A 17500-nucleotide genomic window follows, 5' to 3' on the forward strand; every position below is an offset into this window, starting at 1 on the left:
AGCGGACTAAGAGCGATCAACGCCGCACATGGGGCGTGCGGCGTTGAGAGAGGGGGAGATTACTGCGGGCGGTAGATGGCGCACAGCTTGTTGCCGTCAGGGTCCCGTACATAGCTGAGGTGCAACGCGCCGAGGCTGGTTTCGCGCAGTCCCGGCGGCTCCTCACAGGTGGTGCCGCCGTGGGCGACGCCTACGTCGTGAAATGCCTTGACCTGCTCGGCTGAGCTGCACTTGAAACCAATCGTGCCGCCGTTACCGACGGTCGCTTCCTCACCGTTGATGGGCTCGGTGACACCGAACAGGCTGCCATCGTGGCGATAGAACAGACGCGTGTGCCCGGACGGCGCGGCGTTGCGAATCGGCTCGCCTGCTCCGAGTACGCCGAGCACGGCATCGTAGAACCGCTTCGACCGTTCAATATCATTCGAACCGACCATTACATGGTTGAGCATGGGGGCCTCGCTAGGTGGTTTGGAGTTGTGCGGGTATGGAGCAGGCACTCTAGCATTGGGATGAAGAGGGGGGGCAATGGTGGGTTGGGCGATGGGCCCTGATGTTCGACTGGTCGAGCAGCGGCCTCTTTTGGCCAAAAGCGGACATCGAGGACAAGATGTTCAGCCAATCCGTCGTTTTGGCTCTACCTCGTTACTCGCAACGCTTCGAGCACGAGCGCGAATGCAGGCGATGGTTGTCTACGACTGGGATAGTAGAGGTGATAGCCGGAAAACGGCTCGCACCAGTCCTCCAGCACACGAATCAGCCGGCCCTCCTCAAGGTGGGGGGCGAACTCGTCTTCGGGTAGATAGGCGATTCCCAAGCCGCCGACGGCGGCGTCCGCAATATGGGTCGTGGTGTTGAACACCAGTTGCCCTTCGACCCTCACCCTCAGCTTTTTGCCTTTGCGCTCGAACTCCCAGGCATCCACTCCACCATAGGTTGGGAAGCGGATATCGATGCAGCGATGCGCAGCCAAATCATTAGGGTGCGTGGGGATAGGGTGTTCGACGAAATAGCTGGGGGCTGCTACTGCTGCCATGCGCAGATCGCCGCCGATGGGCACCGCGATCATGTCCCGAGCCACCGTCCCGCTGAAGCGCACGCCAGCATCGAAACGCTCAGCCACGATGTCACGGAAGCCGTAGTTGATATCGAATTCGAGCTTGATATCCGGAAAGGCCTCCAGGACGGGTATCAGCTTGGGCAGCAAGGTCGTCTTGATGATGTTGTCACCGCAGGTGATACGCACCGTGCCCGCCGGTTTGTCGCGTAGCTCGGTCAAGGCATCCAGCTCGGCTTCGATTTCATCGAAGCGGTGGCCGATAGCCTCCATTAATCGTTCACCAGCATCCGTCAGCGAAACACTGCGGGTGGTGCGTGTGAGCAGGCGAATCTGTAGCCGTGCCTCCAGCCCAGACACCACCTGACTGACCGCCGACTGGGTAACGCCCAGGTGCGCTGCTGCGCGCGTGAAGCTGCCTTCACGAGCCACTGTCACGAAGGCCTGGAGGTCGTTGAAGTTATGCCGAGGCATGTGCCTATCCTCTGATTGAGTAGAAGAGCTTATAGCGGCTTTAAGTATTCATTAGCTAATCAAAGACTAACTCTTTCACGACAATGTTCTCTCCCCCCCTTGCGTCTTCATACGCGAGCGGGCCCACGCAATCGCCAGAGCCAGCTCGACGATTGTCTTCAACCCGTGAGAGGACGATCCCATGAACAGACTTTTTTTGGCGCTGGGTCTTCTGCTCAGCTCATTCACAGCTCTAGGAGCCGACATGTCCAACGGTGCAGACAATTTCTTCAAGAGCGACAAGGTGACCATGGAGAAGGTCAGCTTCAACAACCAGTACCAGCTGAAGGTGGTGGGCAATCTGTTCATCCCCAAGAGCGTAAGTAAGTCCGCACGCAGCCCGGCTATCATCGTTGGGCATCCCATGGGGGCAGTGAAGGAGCAGAGTTCCAACCTGTATGCCCAAAAACTGGCGGAGCAAGGCTTCGTTACCTTGGCGTTGGACTTGTCGTTCTGGGGCGAGAGCGAGGGTAGCCCGCGCAACGCCGTTCTCCCCGACATGTACGCGGAAGATTTCAGTGCAGCCGTCGATTATCTCGGCACCCAGGCGTTCGTGGATCGGCAGCGCATCGGTGTGCTGGGCATCTGCGGGAGCGGCAGCTTCGTCATCAGTGCGGCCAAGATCGACCCGCGCATGAAGGCGATTGCAACTGTCAGTATGTATGACATGGGGGCGGCCAATCGCGACGGCCTCAAGCATTCGCAAACGCTGGAGCAGCGCAAGCTGGCAATCGCCGCAGCAGCTGAGCAGCGTTACGTGGAGTTCACCGACGGCAAGACTCAGTACACCAGCGGCACCGTGCATGAGCTGACGGACGATACCCACCCAATCCAGCGTGAGTTCTTCGATTTCTATCGCACTGTGCGAGGCGAGTTCACTCCGGCGGGCTCCAGCCCAGAGCTGACTACCCACCCGACGTTGACCAGCAATATCAAGTTCATGAACTTCTACCCGTTCGCAGATATCGAGACAATCTCCCCGCGCCCGATGCTCTTTATCGCCGGCGAGAGCGCTCACTCGCGCGAGTTCAGCGAAGAAGCCTTCCGCTTGGCCGGCGAATCCAAGGAGCTTTTCATCGTCCCCAACGCTGGGCATGTCGACCTGTATGACCGGGTGAATCTGATTCCTTTCGACAAGCTCACCCAGTTCTTCCAGAACGCCCTGAAGTGATCGGCCAGGCAGGCACCATGACTAGCCAACTTGCCGACCATCCAGGCGCCATCGCCATCGCCATCGCCACCGACCAGCCGCTTTCCCGCCCCAGTCACTGGGGTGGGGTCTTGGCGATGACGCTCTGCGTCTTTGCCCTGATCGCCTCGGAGTTCATGCCCGTCAGTCTGCTGACGCCACTGGCAACGGATCTTCAGGTCAGCGAAGGCGTTGCAGGGCAAGGTATCGCCATCTCCGGTGCGTTCGCCGTGCTGACCAGCCTGTCGATTACCTGGCTGGCCGGGAGCATGGATCGCAAGATGCTGCTGCTCATCCTGACGGGCCTGATGGCGATCTCCGGCGTGGTGATAGCGCTCGCGCCGAGCTTCACCCTCTACATGGTGGGACGAGCATTGCTAGGAGTGGTCATCGGTGGCTTCTGGTCAATGTCGGCAGCCACGGCCATGCGCCTAGTGCCCGATGATCAGGTGCCCAAGGCGCTGGCCATCTTCAACGGTGGCAACGCCTTGGCCACGGTGATCGCGGCGCCGCTGGGCAGCTACCTGGGCTCGGTAATCGGTTGGCGTGGGGCGTTCCTCTGCCTGGTGCCGGTAGCGCTCGTCGCACTAGTCTGGCAGTGGCTCAGCCTTCCGAGTATGAGGGCCCAGGTGCGAAAGAGTCCTGCACCCAGTGTTTTCAGGCTGCTTGGGACTCGCTCGGCGGCGTTCGGCATGGCGGCTTGCGGAGCCTTCTTCATGGGGCAGTTTGCTTTGTTCACCTACCTCCGGCCCTTCCTCGAAACGGTGACCTTGGTCGATGCTACTTCGCTGTCATTGATCCTGCTGGTTATTGGCGTAACCGGTTTGGGTGGAACGCTGTTCATCGGCTCGCTACTGAAAAAGGGCCTGTATCGCACGTTGTTTACTATTCCAGTGCTGATGGCGGTTATTGCCCTCGCGCTGATCCCTGCCGGTAGCTGGGTCGTTCCGGTGGCGATATTGCTGGGCCTATGGGGGCTGATGGCCACGGCAGCGCCTGTTGGCTGGTGGAGCTGGATTGCACAAGCGCTGCCTAATGATGCCGACGCAGGTGGTGGGCTGATGGTGGCAGTGGTGCAGTTAGCCATTGCATCGGGCTCAACACTGGGCGGCTGGTTGTTCGACAACAGCGGCTACCAGAGCACCTTTACTGCAAGTGCAGCCATTCTGCTGCTTGGCGCAGCCCTTACCGTTCTGGCCATGCGTGCGCAGACGGGCCAGCCAGGTTGAGGGGGGAGTCTTCGAGATGAATAAGCTCAGCCAACATTTCTGCCTCTCGGGCGTCCGGCTCTGCCTGTTGTTAATGCTCAGTGGCTGCGCATTCGCGGAGACAACTCTGAAGGAGGATCGTATGTGGATGACCGTTGGCGAACACCGCTTCGCAATCACCCTGGACGATAGCGAGACCTCACGGGCACTTGCACAGCTATTACCCCTTACCCTGGACATGAGCGAACTCAACGCCAACGAGAAATATGCAAGCCTGCCGCAGCGGCTGCCAGCCAGCGCAGTAACGCCCGGCACGATCCGCAATGGTGATCTGATGCTGTATGGCACGGATACGCTGGTGATTTTCTACCGGACGTTTGAGTCGACCTACTCCTACACCCGGATTGGTCGTGTCGATAGCCCCAATGAGCTAGCCGAAGCTCTAGGCCGGGTCGATGTGACTATTCACTTCTCTGTGAACTAGGAGCGGCGCGAAGCCAGCTGAGTGAATGCCCGCTTTTGGCCGATAGCAGTCAGCCGCCACCCTAACCCAACCCCGGCATACCCCTCTCCAACCTGGGACAAACCCAATCCACAAAAGCCCGCACCCTTGGCGACAGCTGCAAGGCGTGCGGGTAGACCAGTTGGATCGGCAGATCCTTCGGCTCGTAATCCCTGAGCACTCTTACCAGACGACCATCAGCCAATTCATCGGCGACCTGATAGTGCATCAACCGCGTGATGCCTAGGCCTTGCACCCAGGCCAAGCTGGCGGTGCGGATCTGGTTGCAGGTCAGGCGTGGAGTGATTTCTTCGGCCTGTTCCTTGTCGCCGTGACGGTAATACCAAATGCGGCCCTGGGCGGCGAAGAGGATGCTGGCGTGGTCCTTGAGTGCTGCCGGGGTGTCGATGGCGGGGGCGGTGCTCAGGTAATCGGGGCTGGCGCAGGTGACCAGCCGGGTGCTGCCGATCTGCCGGGCGACCATGGCCGAGTCGGGCAGGTGGCCGATGCGCAGGGCGAGGTCGAGGCGTTCGCCGCGGATCAGGGCACAGGTTTAATTAGCGGATAAAAACCTACCGCTTTTGGCCAAACGCAGCCTCTCCACCTTCAGGTATCCGCCGCAATCAGCATCAAGCTGTTGGAGGACCTGCCAATCGTGTGACGGCCGAGATAATCGGGGTGCCGTGCATGGGGTCGCGCAACAGCGTGCATTTCACACCGTAGAGGGTCTCCACCAAGCCCGGTGTAACGACCGTTTCAGGTGGGCCCTCTGCGATTATGTGCCCAGCGTTCATGGCGACCAGGTGATCGGCGTATCGGCAGGCACTCGTGAGGTCGTGCACGACCATGACGATGGTTTTGCCCGCTGCGGCGAGCTGGCGAATCAGTTCGAATACTTCAATCTGATGGCCGAGGTCGAGCGCTGAAGTAGGTTCATCCAGCAGCAGCAACGGCGTGTCCTGCGCGATGGCCATGGCGATCCAGGCTCGCTGGCGCTGGCCCCCTGACATCGACTGCAAAGGGCGATCGGCCAATTCGGTCAAATTTGCGGCATGCAGAGCGGCGTCAACTACAACCTGATCGTGTTCACTCCATTGCTGGAGCAGCCTTTGGTGCGGTTGTCGACCAAAGCGGATCAGTTCGGCGACGGTAAGCCCATCCGGCGCACTGGCTTCCTGTGGCAACAGTGCCAGCTGCTGCGCCACTTCTCGAGTCGGCAGCTGTGTGATGGCCTTGCCGTTAAGCAGCACGGCGCCGCTGCTGGGTTTATGCAGGCGCGCAAGGCCGGCGAGTAGGGTGGACTTGCCACAGCCGTTGGGGCCCACGATTGCCGTTACCTTGCCCTTGGGCAATAGCAGGTCGAGTCCTTCGATTACCGAAGCGCCACCGTAGCCCATGCAGAGGTCGCTGGCCTCCAACCGAACGTCGATGGCGTTTCGTTCAACGAGGATGCTGGGAAGTTCGCTCATGAAAGGGTCCGAGAAGGTTGGCGTAGCAAGATCCAGATCAGATACGGCCCGCCGACTATCGCCATGATGATGCCTACCGGGATCTCGATTGGGGCGAGTAGGGTGCGCCCCACCCAGTCGGCAATGACCATCAGTAGCGCACCGCTCAGGGCTGCGTTGATTACCGGCACTCCGTGCTGTCGGCATAAGTAACGTGCCATCTCCGGTGCGACCAGGGCGATCAGCCCGACCGGGCCGACCACCGCGACGGCCAAGGCGGTAAGCCATACCGTTAGTATCAGCGTCAGTACTCGCATCAGACGCAAGCGGGTGCCGAGGCCGATGGCAACGTTGTCGGAGAATCGCATAAGCGCCAGGGAGCGGGTCAGCAGCTTGGCTGCGGGCAGGCCGATTGCCAGGCCCACGCCCAACAGAAACACTGCTTGGGCAGGGCGGGCGTTGAGGCTCCCTACCGTCCATGGGTAGGCGGCGTTGGCGGCATCGATATCGGTACGCGCCAGCATCAGGTTTGTCAGTGCACCGAATAGCACGCCGATGGCGATACCTACGACGATAAAACGATAACCCCGCGCGCCTGAGCCCATTGCCAGAGCGAAGGTCAGGGCTGCGGCCGTGGCCGCACCGGACAGGGCCAGCATCGACGGCGCGATGCTGGTTGGAATCGCAACGATAGAGGCAACGGCAAAGGCGGTTGCGCCGTCGTCGATGCCGATGACTCCGGGTGTCGCCAGGCGGTTGCGCGCCAACGTTTGTAGCAGGCAGCCCGCGGCACCAAGTGCCGCCCCACTCAGCAAGCCAGCAATGATGCGGGGCAGGCGCAGCTCACGGACGAGCAGCAGATGCATCGGCTCTCCTTCACCAAAGACAGCACGCAGTGCTTGCCACTGGCTTAGCCCAGGCGAACCCGCCGCGAGCAGCCAGCCCACAGTCACAATCAGTGCCAGGCACAGGCAGGCGCCAACCAGCATGCTGCGCCGGTGGACGAGGAAGGACAACGAAGCCAGTCGCAGCAGGCAATAGTTGTCTGACACCGATATGGAGGAGGCTTGATTCATAACGTCGGCAATCTGTGGCTGCGCACCACGGCGATTAAAATGGGCGCGCCGACAAAAGCGGTGATGACCCCCACCGGAAGCTCATATGGCCGTACCGCCAGGCGAGACAGAACGTCAGCGAACAGCACGATGCACGGGCCTATCAGAATCGCGAGCGCAAAGGTTCTACGCACATCGGTGCCTACCAGACGCCGTGCGATGAAAGGCACTACCAAGCCGACGAACCCGATCGGTCCGGCCGCCGCGGTGGCCGTGCCGACGAGCAGGGCCACAGCCAGAAGCGTAATCAGGCGCGTTATCTGCGGGTGATGGCCCAGCCCGCTTGCAACGCGCTCGCCCAGCGACAGTGCGGCCAGCGCAGGGATGAGTGGCAGGGCGAGCAAGAGGCCGGCAATCAGGCCAGGCAGACTCCAGATAAAGGTATCAAGGGGTCGACCGGCCAGCGCGCCGATTACCCAAAAACGCATTTCGTCTGCGGTTCGCTGGTCCTGGAGTAGCAGCATATTGCTTAGCGCCATGAGCAGGCCGGAGAACGCTGCTCCTGCAAGTACCAGGCGGACCGGGTCTTCACCCACCCCGCGCATCTGCGTCACCAGCAGGACCAGCACGCAACCTACAAGCGCGCCTCCGACTGCAACCAGCAGGTTGAGCGAGGCAGCGCTGGCACCCAGCGCAATGGCTAGCACGACCGCGAACGAGGCGCCTGCACTCACGCCCATCAGACCGGGTTCGGCCAAGGGATTGCGTGTTACTGATTGCAGCAGCAAGCCGGCGGCACCAAGCGCCGCACCAACGAGCAATGCCAGCTTGGTGCGAGCCCATCTCAAATCGTATACGACGAACTGAGCCTGCTCATCGGCCCCGCCCGAGAGGGCGAGCAGGCTGCGTGACACGCTGACGTCGCCCGCCCCGAAGATCAGGCTGGCAAGACACAGCAGCAAAAGGCAGATGCCCGTGATTGCCAGCGCGCGGGGCAATGGAAGCCGGCCACTACGCATCAGTCAAGCAGCGCCTTTTCCACATCGTCGAGAATATGGTGCGCAGCGAGATACCCGGCGCTGCTGCTCCATATCTGACCGTCTACCGATACTAGACGCCCGCTTCTAACCGCTTCCAGACGATTGAATGCCGGCTGTTTGCGGGCTTCTTCAAGCGCTTTCCGACCATCACTATTGAGCGTGGCGAGGAAAATCCAATCGGCGTCGGCCTTGTTGAGATTTTCCAGGCTGAGGATGTCCGTATGCGGTTTCTTCGTTTGGGTCGACAGTTCGTTTGGCTTCAGGCCGATGGCATCCAACAGCTGGCCGACAAAAAGTCGGCTCGACATGATGAAGGGGCCCTGGGGGTTCCAGCGAATAACACTGACCTGTGGATGGCTGGGCAGGCGCTCACGTAGATCGGCAAGGCGGGTATCGATTTCTTCCGCAAGTGCTGCTCCCTCATCCTGCTTGTTCAACGCCTGGGCGTAGATACCGCTGACGTTGCGCCAATCCTGGAACGAACCGCCTTTAGGCACGATGGTTGGAGCGATCAGGCTGAGTCTGTCGTATTGCGCTTTAGGCAGTTCGGACGGCGCGAGGATGAGGTCTGGCTGCAAGACGAGTATCGCTTCCAGATTGGGTTCGCGAACGCTGCCGACTATGGCGATCTTCCCGGATTTGGCCTTGAGGTACTCCGGTATATCCGTGCCACCTCGGCTGGCCAGGGCGCCCACAGGCTTGACGTCCAGTGCGAGCGCTACATCCAGCGCGTTTTCATCGAGCGCAACCACGCGCTGGGGGGAGCCGCTGAGCTTCACGGGCCCGTACGCGCCCTCGACGATACGTTCGGCAGCCTGCAGCTGCGCGCAAGACAATAGCGTGGCGAATACCAGGCCAGCCAATAAGCGGATGGAAATCTGAGGCATCGGTTTGACTCCAAACTGAAGAAACGACGGCGGTTGCTGCCAAGTGAGCCACCAGCAAAAACGTGGCGTACTTTAATGGTAATGGCTCTCATTTGCGAGTATTACGTTCATTGCCGAATGTAAATCTTCGACAGAGCGGCTACCGGCAGATCAAGTGATCCGGTTTGAGTCAGTGCTGAATGAATGTGGGCGTGCCAGCGACACGACTCATGTCCATGCCGCTGACGTTGCTCAAACCAGGACCCTAACAATGCGGCGACACTTCACCTTCGTAGTGGTCGGCCTTTTCTGCTTGTCGGGCCGTCATGCGTTGCGCTGCGAGTGCAAGTGCGATTGCGGCAACCCCGCACAGCGCAACCACAAGAGGCATGACTGCCGGGCCTTGCGTAAAGAGGCTCGAGAGGTAGCCCACTACCGCGGCCACCAGGTAATGCAAGGTTCCCATCAGGGCTGAAGCCACGCCCGCTTGCGCGCCGCTGATGCTCATGGTGAGGGCTACGATGTTCCCCAGAATCAATCCCAGTGCGCCGACTGCCAGAGCCAGCAGCATCGAGTAAACCCAGAGCGTAGCGATGCCTTCCAATACCAGCAGGTAAAGCACGCCGCCAGCCAGGGTATGCAGTACCAGCCCACCAAGGGTTACACGTAGCGGCGCCGCACCCCGGGTGAGCAGAACCGAGGAAAGGGTCCCCCCGAGGATCAGCGCGATCGAGTTAGTGGCGAACAGGTAACTGAAGACCGTTGGGCTCAGCGCAAAATGGTCGGTAAAAACGAACGCGGCGCTGCTGATGTAGCTGAACAGCGATGCCATTACGCAACCGCCCGCCAGGGTGTAAAGCATGAAGCCGCCTTTTTGCATCTGCCGTGTATAACCGCGGAGCACGCTCGCTGCGCTGATAGGCACGCGGCGCTCCATCGGCAAGGACTCGGGTAAAGCCTTTAGCCCCCAAACCAGGCCGATAGCGCCCAATACCGCGAGCACCCAAAAAATCAGCCGCCAGCTGCCCTGAATCAAAAGCAGGCCGCCCAGCATGGGAGCGATGACCGGCGCAATCATCATGACCTGCATCAGAAGTGAAAAAACCCGAGCAGAAGACGTTATGTCGCAGGTGTCGGCGATGATTGCCCGCGGCGCGACCAGCCCGGCCGCCGCTCCGATAGCCTGTAAAAAGCGCGCAGCGAGCAGACATTCCACGGTTGGCGCACAAGCGGCGATAACTGACCCGACCACGAAGATGGCGATGCCCAGCAGCAGAGGCAGCCGCCGGCCGTAGCGATCCAGCAGGGGACCATACACCGCCTGGCCGATAGCCAATCCAGCCAGAAATATCGAAAGTGTCTGTTGCACCCGTCCCGGTGAGATAGCGAAGTCGTCGGCAATCGCCGCCATTCCTGGCAGGTACATATCGATTGCCATCGCGTCCAGCGCCGTCAGCAGGGCGAGCAGGACTATCAACGGCAGGCCAATGGGCAACGCGTTGGCCCTGGTTACACTCGTCATCGGTTTATTCCTTCGGTGCTGCCAGGAAGGCAGCCGCTAGCATGAGGTCCGGCGGTTAAAACATCGTGTTGTCGTTGACTGCCTCGGCAGGCACGTCCTGTATGACGTCCCAATGCTCAACGATCATGCCGTTCTCAACCCGGAAGATATCGATTACGGCCTGGCCCAGGTCATCCGGTCCCACTGTCGAGTGCACATGCAGATACACCAGATCGCCGTCCGTACCGCTACGCACGATGCGGGCACACGACTCGGGATGCTCCTTGAAGAATCCAGTGAAGAACTCTACGAAGGGCGCTTTGCCGTCGGGTACGTCTGGGTTGTGCTGCTTGTAGTCTTGCGCAATTGCCCGCGCGGCCTGTTCGACCTGATGGAGATTGAAAAACTGGTTGTAGAAATCGATGACCAGCGTTCGATTAGCCTCTTCGGCAGCTAGATCCCGCCTATCCGAGCCAGCGGCAAATGCGGTTGCCGAGGCGACCGTGAGGAGCAAAGTGATCATCAGTGAACGAAGCATGAAGTCGGTCCTTCTCGATGGTGTCGGCGTGTCTTTTCAAGGCTAGGTATGATTAGTAGACCGTGATGCTACGGGCTTAAGAATTGCCTAACAAGAAGTCAACTGATGAGCACCTGGTCACTCAAAAGTGACCAGCTATCACTCGCGGAGAAGTGCGATGAGCAATGAAGAGCAAGACAGTGAAGCCCTCGATCACCCGTGCCCGATCCGAGACGTACTGGACCGCATTGGCGATCAATGGAGCTATCTCGTTTTCGAAGCCCTGGCAGAGCGGACGCTGCGCTTCAATGAACTGAATCGCGAGATTGGTGATATTTCCAAACAGATGCTATCGCGCACGCTCAAGCGCCTGGAAATGGACGGTTATTTACGACGGACCCTATTTGCCGAGGTGCCACCCCGTGTCGAATACAGTCTTACCGATCTCGGGCGCGGCTTTCTCGAGCCCATGCAGGCACTGGTGGAATGGGCTGATACCCACCATGTGCAAATTTGCCGGTCACGTCGCGCGTTTCGCTTGAGCGAGCCAGAGCATTAGCATCGCGTAATTGGGTTGACTCTGCGGAGCTGCGGCGAGGGGAGTGACGAATGCACGTGGGCTGCAATACAGGTCCTGGCATTGTGGTCCATGGCGCTCGGGGCGCTCTGTTGTCGCTTGCGCTTGACCACGCGCATGGGCGCAGCGATCTCTATGCCCGAGTTGGTCGCGGCGTCACTCTTTCCAATCGTGGGCACGCCCACTCCACAAATGCCCGCACCCTTGGCGACAGCTGCAAGGCGTGCGGGTAGACCAGTTGGATCGGCAGATCCTTCGGTTCGTAATCCTCGAGCACTCTCACCAGCCGACCGTCAGCCAGTTCTTCTGCCACCTGATAGTGCATCAGCCGCGTGATGCCTAGGCCTTGCACACAGGCCAAGCTGGCGGTGCGGATCTGGTTGCAGGTCAGGCGTGGAGTGATTTCTTCAGCCTGTTCCTTCTCGCCGTGGCGGTAGTACCAAAGGCGGCCCTGGGCGGCGAAGAGGATGCAGGCGTGGTCCTTGAGTGCTGCCGGGGTGTCGATGGCGGGGGCGGTGCTCAGGTAGTCGGGGCTGGCGCAGGTGACCAGCCGGGTGCTGCCGATCTGTCGGGCGACCATGGCCGAGTCGGGGAGGTGGCCGATGCGCAGGGCGAGGTCGAGGCGTTCGTCGAGCAGCGAGACGATCTGGTCGCTTAGGTTCAGCTCCACCCGGATCTCTGCATGTTCCTTGAGAAATTCGTTCACCAGCGGCGCGACGTAACGCTGGCCGAACTCCATTGGCGCGGTGATGCGCAGCAGACCGCGGACGGCGCCGTCGCTGGCCTCCAGGCGCTGCTCCATGTCGGCGAAGTCCGCCAGCATGCGCCGGCTCCAGGCCAGGTATTCCGCGCCCTCGTCGGTGAGGGCCATGCGCCGGGTGCTGCGGTTCAGCAGGCGCACGCCGAGGTGGCGTTCCAGCGCGGCCAGTGAGCGCACTACCGATGCCACGGATTGCCCAGTGGCATCGGCGGCCGAGCTCAGGCTGCCGTTGTCGACGATGCGAACGAAGTTGGCCATTGCCTTGAGCTTGTCCATTGCCACCCCGGGATTTGTGCGATTGCTGCATAGATGTTGTCAGGCTCACGGCATAGGTGAAACCCGCAGGGCGGCTGACACTTCAGGGACTGAGGTCTCCTGGAGTTTCGCACATGAATCAGTCAGCCAGTCCCGCCCGCATTCTCGCCTATGACCACATCGGCATTCGTGTCAGCGACCGGCCGCGGGCGATGGCCTTCTACCAGGCGCTTGGCTTCGTCGAGAGCGCGAGCTTTCTGCTGTTCGAGGCGAACGAAATGCTCAGCCCGGATGGCGTGCGCATCAACCTGATCTTCAACGGTGCGCGTGCCGCTGATGCGCACAACGTACTGCTGGATGCGCCGGTCAAGCGGCCTGGCATGACCCATCCGGCCTTTATCGTCGATGACCTCGCGGCGCTCCAGCATTGGCTCGAAGCGCAGGGCATCGTCATCACCGAGGGGCCGCATCCCATCGGCCCGCGGCGGATCGCGCTGTTCATCCGCGACCCGGACGGCAACGTTCTGGAATTCAATCAGCTCATCAGAGGAGGCGCGCAATGAAACTGTATGACCTGGGTCCATCCGGCAACTGCTACAAGGTGCGGCTGTTCGCTGCGCTGGCGAACATCGATCTTGAACTGGTAGCCGTGGATTTCGCCAATGGCGCGCACAAGAAGCCGCCGTTGTCCGAGCTGAACCCGCTGGGGCAGTTGCCGATTCTGGATGATGGCGGGTATATCGTCCGCGACTCGCAGGCCATTCTGGTTTACCTCGCCGGTACTTACGGCGGCCTGGCGTGGTGGCCGGACAACCCGCGTGGGCAGGCGGAGATCGTGCAGTGGCTGTCCTTCACCGCCAACGAGATCCAGCAGAGCCTGAATGCGGCGCGGCTGGTACAGAAGTTCGGTTATCCGCTGGACAAGGCCGCGGCGCTGGCCAAGGCACCAGCGGTGCTCAAGCTGCTGGATGATCATCTGCAGCGCCACGACTGGCTGGCGATCGACCGGCCGACCATCGCCGATTGCGCGGTCTACCCCTACGTGGTGCTGGCGCCGGAAGGGGATGTGGATCTCACGCCGTACAGCCACGTCGCCCGCTGGATAGAGCGGCTGGAAGCGTTGCCGGGGTATCTGCCCAAGCCATAGCGCGCAGGCACCCATTGTCGACAGGCGACCCGGTGAGCCGGGCCGCCACTGCAGCGCCGGTCAGAAGCTGACCACCGTCTTCAGCCCTACGACCATCACGTCCTTCGCATCGTCGAAACCGCCGGGGCGGTGGAAGTACTGGATGTTCGGCGTCAGCGAGATGGCCGGCGTCAGGGCGACGCGGTAGTAGAGTTCGGCAGGGTATTCCACGTCCGGTACCGGCTCGCCCTGTTCGCGCAGGTGCTTGCGGGCGTCGTCGTTGATCTCCAGGCGGCCGAGGCCCAGGCCGAGCTCGTCGTTCGGGCGCGAGGCGAAGGGCGCGGAGAGGATGCCGCCTACCTGCCAGACGCGCTCGATATAGGTCACGTCCGGGTCGGACTGGATGAAGTTGGCAAACAGTTTCAAACGGCGCTCACCGACCGCGCTGCTCTGCCAGATCTGTTGTTCGGCCATCAGATAGCCGCCGGTGGCCTGGTCGTGTTCGGCGGCTGGCGCGCCGGAAAGCGCCATCGGCCGGCCGGCAGCGTCACGGTAGATGTCCTCGAAGTCGCCGGTATTGCGCCACAGGCCCAGACGATACGCGCCGGGTTGACCGGAAAAGGTTGGCGTCCAGCCCAGTTCGGCAACCGCGTGGTAGCCGGTGGTGCCCGACGGGCTGCCGAAATTCAGGCCCTGCTCGCGCTCGGTGAAACGCGGGTTGACCTGATAAAGCGCGGTCTGCAGCGACCACTCTGCGTCCAGCTGGTAACGCGCGGTGGCGCCCCACTGGCTGATCGGCCAGGTGAACCAGTTCGGCGTGACATAACCGGGCACCGTGCCGCAGAAGCCGAGATTCTGGAACGGGCAGGCGAAGGGGAAGATCTCGCCGCTCATGGGCAGGCGGCCGAGCTTGACCAGCAGGCGGTCGTCCAGCAGTGCTTGCTGGTAATAGAACTGCACCAGTCGGGTGACGCTGCCGTAGCCGTGAATTTCCTGGGGTTGCAGCAGGACGCCGAGATCGGCCTCGGCGTTGAGGTTCTCGCCGTTGCGGTTGACCACGCTGAAGCGGAAACCGGCGCCGGACCAGCCGAGCAGTTTTTCCAGGTCCAGCGCGGCGTCGAACATCAGCTGATCGGAGTAGGTGCCGGTGTGGTCATCGCCGCCCTGGGTATTCCAGGCCAGTTCGTTGACGTAGGTGATCTGCAGGTCGACGCCGGCCTCATGCAGGCGGGTACGGCTGCCGTTCCAGTCGCCGAAGAGGAACTGATCGGGTGAATACTCGGCCGCGTGGGCAGAAGTGAACAGGCAGGCGGCGAGAACGCCGCTGCCGAAGCGCAGGCTTGTTGTCATTGTTCTGATCCTTCGGATGTAACGGTGCGGGTGCAGCGAATACCGTTAGCCGCAATGCCTATGGGCATTCACGGTATTCGCGTGCGTTTCTGCTCAGTGGTAACGCCTGGCTATGTAGGCGTTATTGGTTCAAGTGTTTAGTTGGCGATTGGACCCCGCTTAATGTCCGCCGCCAGACTTCACACCATCGCGCGCTTGCCGACGAACAAAATGGCGAATGCTTTCCAGCTCTGCATCTGTCAAATCTGGAAACTTGGGCATGCCGTTGGCAAGTAACGCGCCACCGCGCACAACACTCTCGAACGCCTTCTCACTGCCTTTGAGCAATATCGGCGACTCCCGCAGATCGGGTGCTTTCATACCCGCAACAGCTCCGGCGCCATGACAGCCAACACAGAGGTTCTCCGCAAAGACACCCGCGCCTGCCTCTGCCTTTTTGGCATCGACCTCAAACTTCTCATCGATAATTGGCTTGGCAAGTTGCGGTGCAGGCTGTTCTGGAACAACCGCTTTTCCGTCAAGCGAAAAGGTCATGATGCGGCGCTCATGCACACCATATTTCCAGCCATGGCTTTCAAAGCCCAGTTCACCGGAGCCGCCGAAGTTGGAGGCCAATGCACCACCAGGACCCACCAGCAGGGAAACCATCTGCTTGCCATCCAGCTTGTAGGTAATCGGTGGCGCAGAGATGCCGAGACCCACGTCATAGGACCAAAGCTCGTCACCAGTGCGGGCATCGTAGGCTTTCAACATGCCATCAGGCTGGCCCTGGAAAACCAGGTTGCCGGCTGTGGTCAAGGTTCCGCCACCCCATGGGCTCTTCTGGTTTACTTGCCACACGCGCTTGTTCTTGACCGGGTCCCATGCCTGTAGGGAGCCCCGTGACTCATGTGGGTCCTTGGTCAATTCCCAACCGGTCAACCCCAAGTAAAGCTTGTGGCTCGCCATCTTGTGGCCAGGCTTCGTATCCTTGCCATCGTCCTTGAAGGTGTTGCCTAAATGGTTGGTGGGGATAAAGGCAAGATTCAACTCGGGGTTATAAGACATCGCATGCCATGAGTGAGCACCGAATGCCGAAGGATAGATATTCTTCTCTCCATCAGGATATCTAGCGTCTTCCGCAACAATGTGGCGCTGTTCTTTCAGGTCATACTTGGTAGACCAGTTGGCGTCCGTGAATTTCTCAGCAGACAGGACCTTGCCGTTCGAGCGGTCAATCGTATAGAAAAAGCCGTTCTTCGGCGCATGCAATACCGCATCAACATCCTTGCCATCGACTTTAAGATCGGCCAGCACGATGTCCATGTTCGAGTTGTAGTCCCAGGTGTCGCCTGGTGCAGTCTGGACGTGCCATTTGTATTCGCCCGTATCCGCATCTACAGCCACGACAGAACACAGGAACAGGTTGTCGCCGCCGTCCGGGCTACGCACCTTGATATTCCATGGCCCACCGTTGCCTGTCCCGAAGATGAGCTGGTTGTATTTCTCGTCGTACGTCCAGCCATGCCAGGCATTGCCGCCGCCGCCGTTTTCCCACCACCGGCCAGTCCAGGTTTTGGCGGCCATTTCCTGAGCGGCATCCTCGAATCCATCGGCAGGGTTGCCAGGGACGATATAGAAACGCCAAACCTGTTTGCCCGTTTCAGTGTCATAAGCGGTCACATAACCGCGCATCGGGCCAAGTTCCGTTCCGCCATTGCCTACAAATACCTTGCCATCGAAGGCCTTGGGATGACCTGTGATATTCAACGGCTGGTCGTGATCGAAGGTTCGGGTCTGCCAGACTTCCTTGCCGTCCTTTCTGTTGATTGCAATCAGGCGGCCATCCCATGTGGCGATGAATAACTTGTCCCCGTATGTTGAAAGGCCTCGGCTGTGCTTCCAGAAGACCTTCTTCATGTTGTTGTCGATGATCTCCTTGGAAACTTGAGGGTCATATTCCCAAAGCATCTTGCCCGTGCGTGCATCGAATGCACGTGTTCTGTTCATTTCACCAACGTAGTACATGACCCCATCGACGACCAAAGGTGTTCCGACGATATCGGAGCGATCCGGCAGCGGCGCGTACCATTCAGGCTTGAGCCCGCTGACGTTCTCTACGTTGATGTCTTTGAGTGGGCTGAATCGCTGTTCGGAGTGTGTTCGCCCGTAAGCCAGCCAATCAGTGGTGTTCGACTCGTCAGACAGTTCCTTGTCGGTAATGACTCTGTCTGATGCGTGCAGTGACGTTATCGCAAGAAGCGAGGCCGCCATGATTATCTGTACCCTTAAATTCGACTGTTTGAATTTCATTTTTATTATTTCCTTGTTTAGGGTTGTTTCTCGCTTCAGGCATCCCTCAAACGAGCATTCGCGGGTAAAGCTCTGCTGGTATTTATTTTTTTTTTTAAAAAACGACTTCCTGTGTTGCGCTCTGTAATAGCGGGCAACATGACGTGCGCGTATATAACTGCTTTTTAGGTTTGTTATTTAAACTGCAATAACTGCAGGTCCGGTTTGTTGCGCGTTAGTTGCCAGCGTTAGTGGTGGTTGCGAC

General features: G+C 60.0%; 17 protein-coding genes and 1 pseudogene. 6 read left to right on the forward strand and 12 right to left on the reverse strand.

What is annotated here, in order from left to right; translation table 11 throughout:
- Positions 1-59: 59 nt before the first annotated feature.
- A complete protein-coding gene (locus CXK91_RS06830) occupies positions 60-452 on the reverse strand; it encodes a VOC family protein (RefSeq protein ID WP_103455420.1) in 393 nt (130 codons plus the stop codon).
- Positions 453-637: 185 nt separating this feature from the next.
- Positions 638-1531: a LysR family transcriptional regulator gene (locus CXK91_RS06835; RefSeq protein WP_103455421.1), complete on the reverse strand. Its 894-nt coding sequence runs from the start codon at positions 1529-1531 to the stop codon at positions 638-640.
- A 181-nt stretch (positions 1532-1712) separates the two neighbouring features.
- Here CXK91_RS06835 and CXK91_RS06840 point away from each other — a divergent pair, with 181 nt between their 5' ends.
- From CXK91_RS06840 to CXK91_RS06850, 3 genes are read left to right on the forward strand one after another with little or no spacing between them, the layout of a single operon-like run.
- Complete coding sequence (locus CXK91_RS06840; protein WP_103455422.1) at positions 1713-2741, forward strand: alpha/beta hydrolase; 1029 nt, start codon at positions 1713-1715, stop codon at positions 2739-2741.
- A 17-nt stretch (positions 2742-2758) separates the two neighbouring features.
- A complete protein-coding gene (locus CXK91_RS06845; RefSeq protein ID WP_181003921.1) occupies positions 2759-3988 on the forward strand; it encodes an MFS transporter in 1230 nt (409 codons plus the stop codon).
- 16 nt (positions 3989-4004) lie between these two features.
- Positions 4005-4451 carry a cyclophilin-like fold protein gene (locus tag CXK91_RS06850; RefSeq protein ID WP_103455423.1) on the forward strand — a complete coding sequence of 149 codons (447 nt, stop codon included), beginning with the start codon at positions 4005-4007 and terminating at the stop codon, positions 4449-4451.
- A 61-nt stretch (positions 4452-4512) separates the two neighbouring features.
- Here the strand turns inward: CXK91_RS06850 and CXK91_RS06855 are convergent.
- From CXK91_RS06855 to CXK91_RS06885, 7 genes and pseudogenes are all read right to left on the reverse strand, one after another.
- Positions 4513-5001 (reverse strand): annotated as a pseudogene (locus tag CXK91_RS06855) (LysR substrate-binding domain-containing protein); the annotation flags it as partial.
- 97 nt (positions 5002-5098) lie between these two features.
- Positions 5099-5938 (reverse strand): ABC transporter ATP-binding protein, encoded by an 840-nt coding sequence (locus tag CXK91_RS06860; RefSeq protein ID WP_103455424.1) that lies wholly within the window; start codon positions 5936-5938, stop codon positions 5099-5101.
- Positions 5935-6993: a FecCD family ABC transporter permease gene (locus tag CXK91_RS06865; RefSeq protein WP_103455425.1), complete on the reverse strand. Its 1059-nt coding sequence runs from the start codon at positions 6991-6993 to the stop codon at positions 5935-5937. The genes CXK91_RS06860 and CXK91_RS06865 overlap by 4 nt, the downstream gene beginning before the upstream one ends.
- Positions 6990-7991, reverse strand: a complete 1002-nt coding sequence (locus CXK91_RS06870; RefSeq protein ID WP_103455426.1) for a FecCD family ABC transporter permease — start codon at positions 7989-7991, stop codon at positions 6990-6992. The genes CXK91_RS06865 and CXK91_RS06870 overlap by 4 nt, the downstream gene beginning before the upstream one ends.
- Positions 7991-8899, reverse strand: coding sequence for an ABC transporter substrate-binding protein (locus CXK91_RS06875; protein WP_103455427.1), 909 nt, complete (start codon positions 8897-8899; stop codon positions 7991-7993). The genes CXK91_RS06870 and CXK91_RS06875 overlap by 1 nt, the downstream gene beginning before the upstream one ends.
- A 244-nt stretch (positions 8900-9143) precedes the next feature.
- Positions 9144-10400, reverse strand: coding sequence for a multidrug effflux MFS transporter (locus CXK91_RS06880; protein ID WP_103455428.1), 1257 nt, complete (start codon positions 10398-10400; stop codon positions 9144-9146).
- 55 nt (positions 10401-10455) lie between these two features.
- Complete coding sequence (locus CXK91_RS06885; protein ID WP_103455429.1) at positions 10456-10917, reverse strand: nuclear transport factor 2 family protein; 462 nt, start codon at positions 10915-10917, stop codon at positions 10456-10458.
- A 157-nt stretch (positions 10918-11074) separates the two neighbouring features.
- Here CXK91_RS06885 and CXK91_RS06890 point away from each other — a divergent pair, with 157 nt between their 5' ends.
- The gene (locus CXK91_RS06890; protein WP_103455430.1) at positions 11075-11455 is read left to right on the forward strand and encodes a winged helix-turn-helix transcriptional regulator; all 381 of its coding nucleotides are present in this window, start codon (positions 11075-11077) and stop codon (positions 11453-11455) included.
- Positions 11456-11606: 151 nt separating this feature from the next.
- On the opposite strand, the gene CXK91_RS06895 is transcribed toward CXK91_RS06890, so the two are convergent.
- Complete coding sequence (locus tag CXK91_RS06895; RefSeq protein ID WP_103455431.1) at positions 11607-12509, reverse strand: LysR family transcriptional regulator; 903 nt, start codon at positions 12507-12509, stop codon at positions 11607-11609.
- Between the two features lie 113 nt (positions 12510-12622).
- On the opposite strand from CXK91_RS06895, the gene CXK91_RS06900 reads away from it, so the two are divergent.
- Positions 12623-13051, forward strand: coding sequence for a VOC family protein (locus CXK91_RS06900; RefSeq protein ID WP_103455432.1), 429 nt, complete (start codon positions 12623-12625; stop codon positions 13049-13051).
- A complete protein-coding gene (locus CXK91_RS06905) occupies positions 13048-13635 on the forward strand; it encodes a glutathione S-transferase family protein (protein WP_103455433.1) in 588 nt (195 codons plus the stop codon). The genes CXK91_RS06900 and CXK91_RS06905 overlap by 4 nt, the downstream gene beginning before the upstream one ends.
- 60 nt (positions 13636-13695) lie before the next feature.
- On the opposite strand, the gene CXK91_RS06910 is transcribed toward CXK91_RS06905, so the two are convergent.
- Both CXK91_RS06910 and CXK91_RS06915 read right to left on the reverse strand, forming a co-directional pair.
- On the reverse strand, positions 13696-14964 hold the full coding sequence (locus CXK91_RS06910) for a carbohydrate porin (RefSeq protein ID WP_103455434.1): 1269 nt from the start codon (positions 14962-14964) through the stop codon (positions 13696-13698).
- Between the two features lie 159 nt (positions 14965-15123).
- Positions 15124-17256, reverse strand: a complete 2133-nt coding sequence (locus tag CXK91_RS06915; protein ID WP_103455435.1) for a PQQ-dependent dehydrogenase, methanol/ethanol family — start codon at positions 17254-17256, stop codon at positions 15124-15126.
- Between the last annotated feature and the right edge of the window lie 244 nt (positions 17257-17500).

The sequence above is a fragment of the Stutzerimonas stutzeri genome, from assembly GCF_002909485.1.
Lineage (GTDB): Bacteria > Pseudomonadota > Gammaproteobacteria > Pseudomonadales > Pseudomonadaceae > Stutzerimonas > Stutzerimonas stutzeri_AH.